This window comes from uncultured Aquincola sp., assembly GCF_964001545.1.
GTDB lineage: Bacteria > Pseudomonadota > Gammaproteobacteria > Burkholderiales > Burkholderiaceae_C > Aquincola.
Map to the genome: position 1 here is coordinate 1 of NZ_CAXFDV010000048.1, position 9,652 is coordinate 9,652.

The following is a 9,652-nucleotide window of genomic DNA, read 5'->3' on the forward strand; positions in this document are numbered from 1 at the left end:
GCCATGAACGACTACACGATCCAGCTGGTCAACGAAAGCTTCGATCTGGTGGAGCCGATGGCTCCGCAGGCGGCGGCGCTGTTCCGCGAGAACCTGGTGCAGGCCGCGCCCACGCTGCACACCCTGCTGCACAGCGAGGCCGGAGAACCCGGCGAGCAGCTGGTGCTGGCCATGGGCCAGGCGTTACGCCAGCTGCAGGCGCCCGACGACCTGCTGCCCGCGGTGCAAGGCTTGGGCCGCCGCCACGCCGGCCTGATGGGCCTGCGCGACGAAGACTACGAAGCCGTGGGCGGCGCGCTGCTCAAGACGCTGGAGCAGGGCCTGGGCCCCGCCTTCGACGACGAAACCCGCGCCGCTTGGATCGACGTCTACAGCGCCATGGCCGGCGCGATGAAGCAGGTCAGCCGCGGCGCTTCGGCCGCCTGATTCACTTGGGCGCCAGCGCCCACATGCGCAGCCGCTGCTTCATGCGGCCGGCCTGTTGCTCGGCCACCTCGCCCGGGCCCCAGAAGTAGTCGGCTCGCACCGCACCCACGATGGCGGTGCCGGTGTCCTGCGCCAGCACCAGCCGCCGCAGCGGCGTGTTGGACAACGGCTCGGTGGTGTCCAGCCACACCGGGGTGCCGTAGGGCACGCTGCGCGGGTCCACCGCGATGGAGCGCTCGGGCGTCAGCGGCACGCCTTGCGCGCCGCGCGGGCCGGCGCTGGGGTCGGGCAGCGGCTCTTCGCGGAAGAACACGGTGCGCGGGTTGCTCCACAGCATCTCGTTGACCCGGCGCGGGTTGCGCCGCGCCCATTCGCGGATGGCCGGCCAGGAAGCGGTGTCGGGCGTCAGCTCGCCCTGCTCGATCAGCCAGCGGCCGACCGACTTGTAGGGCTGGTCGTTGTGGCCGGCAAAGGCCACGCGCAGCAGCTGCACCCGGCCGTCGGGCTCGGTGATGCGCATGCGGCCCGAGCCCTGGATCTGCAGCACCAGCGCGTCCAGCGGGTCGGCCACGTAGGCGATCTCCCGGCCCTTGAGCGCCGCCTGCGCGGCCGGCAGCGTGTCGATCTGCTGGCGCGTCCACCACGGCTTGCGCTGGCCCAGATCGGCCGGCGCCCGGTGCAGCGGAATGCGGAAGTTGCCGCGCGGCAGCCGGCTGGCTTCGACCAGCGGCTCGAAGTAGCCGGTGATCAGGCCGTCGGGGTCGGGCCGGTCCAGCGCCTCGATGCGGTAGGGCTGCAGCCGGGCCATGAACCACTGGCGGGCGCCAAGGTCGTCGGGCGGCGGCGGCGCCAGCAGCGCCTCGGCGCACAGCCGGCTCCAGCCCGCGGCCGGCCGCTCGCAGCCACGCAGGAAGGCGCGCCAGGCGTCGCCCGCGCGGTCGGTGTCCCAGCCGGGCAATTCGGCCCAGCCGACGGGAATCCAGCGGGCGTTGGGCCGCTCCAGCGTGCCCGGCGGCCAGCTGGCCGGCGCCGGCACCGAAGGCGCGGTGGCGACCGCGACCGGGCTGCTGGGCGCGGGTGCGGGGCGGGCCGGCTCGTCGGGCGGCAGGGGCGTGGTGCCGCAGGCCGCCAGCAGCGCGGCGGCGGTGGCGGCCAGGGCGGCGCGGAGGGTTCGGTAAGCTCGCTGCATGTGGCTATTACTGCTGGAAGCGCTGGGTGCGCTGGCCGTTCTCATCTTCATCGTCTGGTGGACCATGTTCTCGGGCCGGCGCAAGGGCGAGCGGCGCGACGACCGGGACGAGCGCTGACCCTCAGCTCATGATTTTGGCGGCACCAGGAAGCTCAGCGGCTGGGTGACCAGCCGGCGCCGGATGGCCGCGTAGATGTGCTTGCGCTCACGCACGCGGATGCCGCGCGAGCGCATCGCCACCTTGAAGGCCAGCCAGAAGCTGACCGTGAGGTTGAGCATGCCGGTGAGCACGATGCCGGCCACGCACCACCAGAAGGGGCCCGTGGACAGCAGCGAGGCGCCCTGCGCACCCACCGCCGCGGCCAGCTGGCCGGTGGACAGCGTGACGTGGCGCACCTCGATGGGCAGGCCGAAGAAGGCGGCCACCACCGGCACCACGCCCAGCATCATGCCCAGCGACACATTGGCCGCCAGGCCCGAGATGTTGTGCCGCCACCAGTTGGCCCAGCGCTGCGCCCGCGCCGGCCCCAGCCGCGCGACGATGCGCGGGTTCCAGGCGATGGCGCCATCGAGCCGGTGGAAGACGAACCAGTTTTCGGTCCAGCCGGCGATCAACGAGCTGGCGAACAGCAGCACGCCGGTGAAGGCGGCGTACAGCGGCGTGGGGCCCAGCAACGTGAGCGAGTGCAGCACGTGGTCGGCCTCCTGCTCGCCCACCAGCGGGCGGCCGAAGGCCAGCTGGCAGCCGTACTGCACCGCCAGCACCACCGGCGCGCACACCGCCAGGTTGCCGACGATGCCGGCCACCTGCGAGCGGATCAGGTGCGCCACCTGGTCGACGAAGGCTTCCACCGCCGCCACGTCGTCGGCCTCGCCGCGGGTGCTGGCGGCGCTGCGCACCTCCGCCAGCTTGGCGGCCATGGCGGGCGCGGTCATCGCGGGCTGCTTGGTGGCCACCGTCCAGTGCAGCAGCATGATGAGCACGAAGCTCAGCGCGTAGTTGGCCCCGGCCCAGAAGCCGCCCCAGAAGGCCGACAGCCCCAGCGCCACCACGCCGAACTTGACGTAGGTGGTGCCGGCGATCACCAGCCCGCCGCCGGCCGCGCGGCGCAGCATGTCGGCGTACTGGCTGCGGGTGCGGGTGATGTAGTGGTCGCCGGTCTCGGCGCTGCGCTCGGCCACCTGGCGCGCCAGCTGCGAGTAGTGCCGCGCCATCAGGTTGCGCAGGCCGCGGCGGCGGCCGGCCACCTGCACCAGCGTCACCATCAGGTGGCGCACGTCGGCGGCCGGCTGCTCCGACAGCACGCAGCCCAGCAGCTGCTCCACCCGCTGGCAGCGCTCGTGCAGCTGGTCGATCTCGAACACGATGTCCACCGAGACGCCGTATTCCTCCAGGTGGTCGACGATGCTGTCGGTGGCGCGCCGGCAGGTGTCCAGCAGCGCCCGCAGGTACACCGTGGCCTGCAGCGAGACCTCGCGCTCGCCGCTGAGCACCGCGCTGCGCACCTGCTCGGCCGCCAGGGGCAGCTGGCGGAACGGCTCGGACGCCAGCAGCGCCTGGCTCATGCGCTGGCGCAGCGGCGGCGAAAAGCCGGCCGCCTGCACCGCACTGACCAGGATGGAGATGGCGTCCAGCAGCGTCTGCCGCCAGGCATCGGGCCGGTGGCCGGCGGTCAGCGTGGCGGCGGCGTCCACGCCCTGGGGCAGCACCTCGGCAGGCTCGCGCGGCACCACCAGCTCGGCGATGCGGTCCAGCAGGTCGTTGTCCAGCCGCTCGATCCAGGCCGCATCGCCGCCGCGGAACAGCAGCGGAAACAGCGCTGCCAAGTCGCGCGTGGCGGGTGAGCCGGGCAGCACCTCGGTGCGCAGCCGCTGCCACAGCTCGCTGCGCAGCGCCATGCGGTTGGAAAAGCCGAAGTCGGCCAGCAGCGCCACGGCATCGATCTCGCGCCAGAAACCGTGGAACATGGCCTGCACCCGGGCCTTGTGCTCGGGGCTCTGGTCGAGCACGCGCAGCAGGTGGCGCAGGCGCAGCACCGCCATGGGCGTGCTGCGCTCGGGGCGGGCGGGGCCGGCGCCATCGGTGGCGACCGCGGCCTCGCGCCGGGTGGGCACATGGCGCAGCCACTCCATCAGGCGCACCAGCCACATGTGGCGTTCGGGCTGGGCGGCCCGTCCGTCGGCGGCGTTGAGCAACGCCGTCAGGTCCCAGGCGATCGTGGGTTTGGCGGCCGACACGGTGTGCGGGCCCGGCTCAGTGAAGTTGCTGCGGCTGCGCCAGCATGAATTCCGGGATTTCGGCCTCGAACGGCCAGGCCTGCTCGGTCATGCAGAAGAAGGTGCCGCGCATGGTGCCCTGCGCGGTCGGGATGCGGGTCCAGCTGGTGTATTCGAAGCTCTGCCCCGGGGCCAGCAGCGGCTGCTTGCCCACCACGGCCAGGCCGCGCACCTCTTCGGTGTGGCCATGGGCATCGGTGATCACCCAGTGCCGGGCCACCAGCTGCGCGGCCACGTCGCCGCTGTTCACGATGGTGATCGTGTACGCGAAGGCGTGCTGCCCATCCTGGGACTGCTCGGGCAGGTACTGGAGCTTGACGGTGCAGCGGAACTCTGGATTTGCCATCTCCGGCATTTTAGGAGCCCCCGGGGTTGAAGGGGGTGGCCTGGAATAGTGCACGCCGCACCGTTGCTTCCGGGGGGTGGGTCCCTCCGAAGGGGGTAACCCGTCGTTACGATTTGTGCATGCCCTGCAGTTCCCCCCGCCGTACTCCCCGCAGTACCCCCCACCGCCCTCGCAGCGTCCGCTGGTCCGCACTGGCGCTGGCGCTGCCCTTGAGCCTGTCGATGGCCGGGCCGCTGGCCCTGCTGTCGCCGCAGACGGCCGCCGCCGCCAGCACCCGCAGCGCGGGCGCGCCGGGTGAGTCGGCCCGCTACTACGAAGACGCGCTGGCCCGCTACAACAAGCGCGACTACGCCGGCGCGGTGCTGCAGCTGAAGAACGCGCTGCAAATTGACCGCAACCAGCTGCCGGTGCAGCTGCTGCTGGGCCAGGCCCTGCTGGCCCAGGGCGACGCGGCGGGCGCCGAGGTGTCGCTGACCGAAGCCCTGCGCCTGGGTGTGGACCGCGCCGAAGTGGCGCTGCCGCTGGCGCAGGCGCTGCTGGCCCAGGGCAAGCAGGCCGACCTGCTGCGCCAGCCCCGACTGGCGCCGGAAGGCCTGCCCACGGCCACCCAGGCTTCGCTGCTGCTGCTGCTGCGCTCGGCGGCGCAGGCCGACCTGGGCGACGCGGCGCAGGCGCTGCAGACCATCCAGCAGTCGCGCACGCTGGACCCCGGTGCCGACAGCTGGCTGGCCGAGGTGCCCATCCGCCTGCGCGCCCGCCAGCTGGCCGAGGCCACCACCGCCGCCGACAGGGCGCTGGCCCTGGCGCCCGACAAGGCCGCCGCCCACTACCAGAAGGGCGCGGTGCTGCACGTGCAAGGCCAGCTGGCCGGTGCGCTGGCCGCGTATGACGCCGCGCTGCGCGCCGATCCCGGCCACCTGGAAGCGCGCGTGGCCCGCATCGGCATCCGCCTCGACCAGCAGCGCGACGCCGAGGCCGCCGCCGACGTGGCCGAGCTGCAGCGGCTGTCGCCGCGCGAGCCGCGGGGCGCCTACCTGAAGGCGCTGCTGGCCGAGCGCAAGGGCGACGCCGCGGCCGCCCAGGCCGCGCTGCGCCAGGTCACCAACCTGATCGACCCGGTGCCGATGGACTACATCCGCTACCGGCCGCAGGTGCTGATGCTCAACGGCCTGGCCCACTTCGGGCTGAACGAGCGCGAAAAGGCCAAGCCCTACCTGGAGCTGCTGCAGCGCCAACAGGGCAACAGCCCGGTGTCCAAGCTGCTGGCGCAGATCTACCTGGACGAGAACAACCCCGACCGCGCCATCGTGCTGCTGGAAGCGCAGCTGCAGGCCCAGCCGCAGGACGGCCAGGCCATGATGTTGCTGGCCAGCGCCCAGATGGCGCGTGGCCAGCATGGCAAGGCCGCCGAGCTGATGCAGGCCGCACTGGCCGCGCAGGACACGCCGACCGTGCGCACCGCGCTGGGCCTGAGCCTGCTGGGCAGCGGCCAGGGCCGCGCCGCCATCCCGCAGCTGGAAGCCGCGCTGAAGAAGGACCCCACGCAGGACCGCGCGGCGATGGCGCTGACCGGCCTGTACCTGGGCCACGGCCAGCCCGCCAAGGCGCTGGCGCTGGCCGAGCGCCTGGTGCAGCAGCAGCCGCGGCAGGCCGCGCTGTACAACCTGCTGGGCAACGCCCGCTGGCGCAACGGCCAGACAGAGCCCGCCCGCGCCGCGTTCGAAGAGGCGCTCAAGCTCGACCCCCGGCTGGTGCCGCCGCAGGTGAACCTGGCGCGGCTGGACGTGCAGGCCGGCCGCTTCGACGCCGCCAGCCAGCGGCTTGCCGCGCTGATCGCGCGCGACGACCGCAACGTGGACGCGATGATGGAAATGGCCCAGGTGGCCCGCCGCCAGCAGCGCGCTGCCGATGCGCAGCGCTGGCTGGAAAAGGCCGCCGCCAGTGCGGAGGGCCGCGACGTGCGCCCCGGCCTGGCGCTGGTGGACCTGCTGCTGCAGTCCGGCCGCGCCGAAGCCGCGATGGAGCCGCTGCGCAAGCTGGGCGCCAAGGCGCCGCAGAACCTGGCCGTGCTGCTGGCCGAGGCCCGCGTGCGCCTGGCGGTGGCCGACGCCGCCGGTGCCCGCAACACCCTGGCCACCGCCACCCGCGTGGCCAATTTCGATGCGCCGGTGCAGGTGGAAATCGCCCGCCTGCAGCTGGCTGCCGCCAATGCAGAAGGCGCCGCCTACAGCCTGCAGAAGGCCTTGTCGGGCCAGCCCGGCCACCTGCCCGCGCTGGCGCTGCAGGCCGAGCTGGCGCTGCGCCGCGGCGACCTGCCGCAGGCCGAGCAGCAGGCGCGGCAGATCGCCCAGCTGGCGCCCACGCGCGCCATCGGCTACAGCCTGCAGGCCGACGTGCTGATGGCCCGCCAGCAGCCGGCCGCGGCGCTCGAGCTCTACCGCAAGGCCCATGCGGTGGAGCCTTCCACCGACACCGCCATCCGCCTGTTCAGCGCGCTGGGCAGCCAGCCCGACGGCGCACGCACGGCGCTGCCCGTGCTGGAGCAGTGGCTCCAGGCCAACCCGCAGGACCGCACCGCCCGCCGCGCGCTGGCCGACGGCCAGGCCCGTGCCGGCCAGCTGCCGGCCGCGCGCGCCAGCTACGAGCAGCTGCTGCGCCAGCAGCCCGACGACGCCGGCACGCTGAACAACCTGGCCAACGTGCTGCTCAAGCAGGGCGATGCGGGCGCCCTGGCGGTGGCCGAGCGTGCCCTGGCGCTGCGCCCGGCCGATGCCGACGTGATCGACACCGCCGGCTGGGCCGCCTTCCAGGCCGGCCAGGCCGACCGCGCGCTGCAGCTGCTGCGCGATGCGCGGCTGCGGGCCCCCGACAACCCCGACATCCGCTTCCACCTGGCCAGCGTGCTGGCGAAAACCGGCCGCCGGGACGAGGCGCGCGATGAGATGGATGCAGTACTGCGGGGCGACCGGCGCTTCGACAGCGCGGCCCAGGCCCAGGCCCTGCGCCGCACGCTGCAATGAAGGCAACGACCCTCGTTGCGACACAGTGAGGAAGAAGTAAAGATGAAACCGAGCAAGACCCGTTTGCTGGCAGCCGCTCTGGCCGCCGGCGCGGCCTCGATGTCACCCGCGGCGCAGGCCGCGATGACCTGGGGCTTCCAGCAACCCGGCGTGTGCGCGCAGAACAGCGCCAACGCCAACAACTTCGGCAACAGCTGGGCATGCGGCGGTGGCAACCCGTCGCTCACCGTCAGCGGTTATTCGTCCAACGGCTCGGGCGCCACTTTCGTGGCGGCCAACGTGGACGACAACAACGCCTCCGGCTTCGGCATCAAGTCGAGCACCGAAGGCCTGAACGCCAGCTCGCCGAACCACGCGATGGACGCCAACGGCAGCACCGACGTGATGCTGCTGAGCTTTACCAGCAGCGTGATCCTGCGCCAGCTGCAGCTGGGCTGGGCCTACACCGATTCCGACATCACGCTGCTGCGCTACACCGGCAGCAGCAGCCCGGTCGGCGCGGGTGACCTGACCGGCCTGACGACCGGCCAGCTCATCAGCAACGGCTGGTCGCTGGTGGGCAACTACGGGAACATGGGCACGACGGTCAACGACGTCAACAGCGCGGGCAGCAGCTCCAGCTGGTGGCTGGTGTCGGCCTACAACTCCACGCTGGCCGGCTCCACGTCCGCCGCCAACGGCAAGTCGCTCAACGGCGGCGACGACTACGTGAAGGTGCTGACCGTGGTGGCCGACGCGGTGACGCCGCCGCCCACCGGCAACGTGCCCGAGCCGGCCACGCTGGCCCTGGCCGGCCTGGCTCTGGCGGGCGTGGCGGCCTCGCGCCGCCGCCCGGCGTAAGACAATCGGGGGCATGCCCACCTACCGCATCGCCCCCAGCCTTCTGTCGGCCGACTTCGCGCGCCTCGGTGACGAGGTGCGCAGCGTCATCGACGCCGGCGCCGACTGGATCCACTTCGACGTGATGGACAACCATTACGTGCCCAACCTCACCTTCGGGCCGATGGTCTGCCAGGCGCTGCGCAAGCACGCCGTGCAGCCCGACGGCACGAAGGTGCCCATCGACGTGCACCTGATGGTGCAGCCGGTGGACGCCCTGGCCCAGGCCTTTGCCAAGGCCGGCGCCGACCTCATCAGCTTCCACCCCGAGGCCAGCGCCCATGTCGATCGCACGCTGCAGCTGATCAAGGCCGAAGGCTGCCAGGCCGGCCTGGTGTTCAACCCGGGCACGCCGCTGGACGTGCTGGACTGGGTGATCGACAAGGTCGACCTCATCCTGATCATGAGCGTGAACCCCGGTTTCGGCGGCCAGAGCTTCATCGACAGCGCGCTGCGCAAGACCGAGCAGGCGCGCAAGCGCATCGAGGCCACCGGCCGCGACATCCGCCTGGAGGTGGACGGCGGCATCAAGGTGGACAACATCCGCCGCGTGGCCGACGCCGGTGCCGACACCTTCGTGGCCGGCAGTGCCATCTTCGGCCAGCCCGACTACCGCGCGGTGATAGCCGCGATGCGGGCGCAACTCAGCGCCTGAGGTCGCACGCTTCGGCCCAGGCCGAAGCATCTGCCGCCCCTGCCCGGCGAGCATCACGTCATCTTCATTGCCGGATGCCCGTGATGCCCGCCGACCTGTTCCATCCCACCTTCTGGCTGCTGCTGGCCTTCGCCGGCGCGGTGTTCACGCTCGCCGGTTTCGTCAAGGGCGTGATCGGCCTCGGCCTGCCCACCATTGCGATGGGCTTGCTGAGCCTGCAGATGGCGCCCGCGCAGGCGGCCGCGCTGCTGGTGGTGCCCTCCTTCGTCAGCAATGTGTGGCAGTTGCTGGGCCAGGGTGGCCTGGCTGCGCTGCTGCGCCGGCTGTGGCCGCTGCTGGCCGGCGTGTGCATGGGAACCTGGGTGGGCGCCGGCTGGCTGACCGGCGGCGCCAGCCGCGCGGCGGGCGCGGCGCTGGGCCTGGCATTGATCGCCTATGCGCTGGTGGGCCTGCTGCTCAAGCCCTGGCGGCTGCCGCCCGGCTGGGAACGGGTGCTGTCGCCGCTGGTGGGCCTGGCCACCGGGCTGGTGACGGCCGCCACCGGCGTGTTCGTGATCCCGGCCGTGCCCTATCTGCAGGCGTTGGGGCTGGAGAAGGAAGCCCTGGTGCAGGCGCTGGCCGTGTCCTTCCTCGTCAGCACGCTGGCGCTGGCGGCCACGCTGGGCGGTGGTGGCGCGCTACCGGCCCCGGTGCTCGCGGCTTCCCTGGCGGCGCTGTTGCCCACGCTGGGCGGCATGGCGGTGGGCCAGTGGCTGCGCCGCCGCACGCAGCCCGAACGTTTCAAGCGCTGGTTCTTCGCCGGCCTTCTTGCCCTGGGCGCCTGGCTGCTGGCCCGCGCCGTGGTGTGATGCAGCCATGAA

General features: G+C 72.6%; 8 protein-coding genes. 5 read left to right on the forward strand and 3 right to left on the reverse strand.

From position 1 onward, the window contains the following. Positions 1-426: globin domain-containing protein (locus tag ABNT58_RS01750; protein WP_348751794.1), on the forward strand; the 426-nt coding region annotated here is incomplete at its 5' end. A gap of 1 nt (position 427) precedes the next feature. Here the strand turns inward: ABNT58_RS01750 and ABNT58_RS01755 are convergent. From ABNT58_RS01755 to apaG, 3 genes are all read right to left on the reverse strand, one after another. Continuing rightward, a complete protein-coding gene (locus ABNT58_RS01755) occupies positions 428-1,615 on the reverse strand; it encodes an MltA domain-containing protein (protein ID WP_348751795.1) in 1,188 nt (395 codons plus the stop codon). Between the two features lie 126 nt (positions 1,616-1,741). Beyond that, positions 1,742-3,853 carry a site-specific recombinase gene (locus ABNT58_RS01760; RefSeq protein ID WP_348751796.1) on the reverse strand — a complete coding sequence of 704 codons (2,112 nt, stop codon included), beginning with the start codon at positions 3,851-3,853 and terminating at the stop codon, positions 1,742-1,744. A gap of 16 nt (positions 3,854-3,869) precedes the next feature. Continuing rightward, the gene (gene apaG / locus ABNT58_RS01765) at positions 3,870-4,238 is read right to left on the reverse strand and encodes a Co2+/Mg2+ efflux protein ApaG (protein WP_348751797.1); all 369 of its coding nucleotides are present in this window, start codon (positions 4,236-4,238) and stop codon (positions 3,870-3,872) included. Positions 4,239-4,447: 209 nt separating this feature from the next. Between apaG and prsT the strand changes: the two genes are divergently transcribed. The 4 genes from prsT to ABNT58_RS01785 all read left to right on the forward strand — a co-directional run bounded on the left by prsT (position 4,448) and on the right by ABNT58_RS01785 (position 9,640). Then, a complete protein-coding gene (gene prsT / locus ABNT58_RS01770; protein ID WP_348751798.1) occupies positions 4,448-7,258 on the forward strand; it encodes an XrtA/PEP-CTERM system TPR-repeat protein PrsT in 2,811 nt (936 codons plus the stop codon). A 42-nt stretch (positions 7,259-7,300) separates the two neighbouring features. Beyond that, entirely contained in the window at positions 7,301-8,098 is a 798-nt protein-coding gene (xdp1, locus tag ABNT58_RS01775) for an exosortase-dependent surface protein XDP1 (protein WP_348751799.1), read from the forward strand. Positions 8,099-8,111: 13 nt separating this feature from the next. Next, a complete protein-coding gene (gene rpe / locus ABNT58_RS01780; protein WP_348751800.1) occupies positions 8,112-8,792 on the forward strand; it encodes a ribulose-phosphate 3-epimerase in 681 nt (226 codons plus the stop codon). Positions 8,793-8,875: 83 nt separating this feature from the next. Continuing rightward, the gene (locus ABNT58_RS01785; protein ID WP_348751801.1) at positions 8,876-9,640 is read left to right on the forward strand and encodes a sulfite exporter TauE/SafE family protein; all 765 of its coding nucleotides are present in this window, start codon (positions 8,876-8,878) and stop codon (positions 9,638-9,640) included. Positions 9,641-9,652: the final 12 nt, after the last annotated feature.

Excerpts from the sequence above, each read along its gene's own strand:
- rpe (WP_348751800.1), top strand. The coding sequence starts at position 8,112 with ATGCCCACCTACCGCATCGCCCCCAGCCTTCTGTCGGCCGACTTCGCG.
- ABNT58_RS01755 (WP_348751795.1), bottom strand. The coding sequence starts at position 1,615 with ATGCAGCGAGCTTACCGAACCCTCCGCGCCGCCCTGGCCGCCACCGCC.
- apaG (WP_348751797.1), bottom strand. The coding sequence starts at position 4,238 with ATGGCAAATCCAGAGTTCCGCTGCACCGTCAAGCTCCAGTACCTGCCC.
- xdp1 (WP_348751799.1), top strand. The coding sequence starts at position 7,301 with ATGAAACCGAGCAAGACCCGTTTGCTGGCAGCCGCTCTGGCCGCCGGC.
- ABNT58_RS01785 (WP_348751801.1), top strand. The coding sequence starts at position 8,876 with ATGCCCGCCGACCTGTTCCATCCCACCTTCTGGCTGCTGCTGGCCTTC.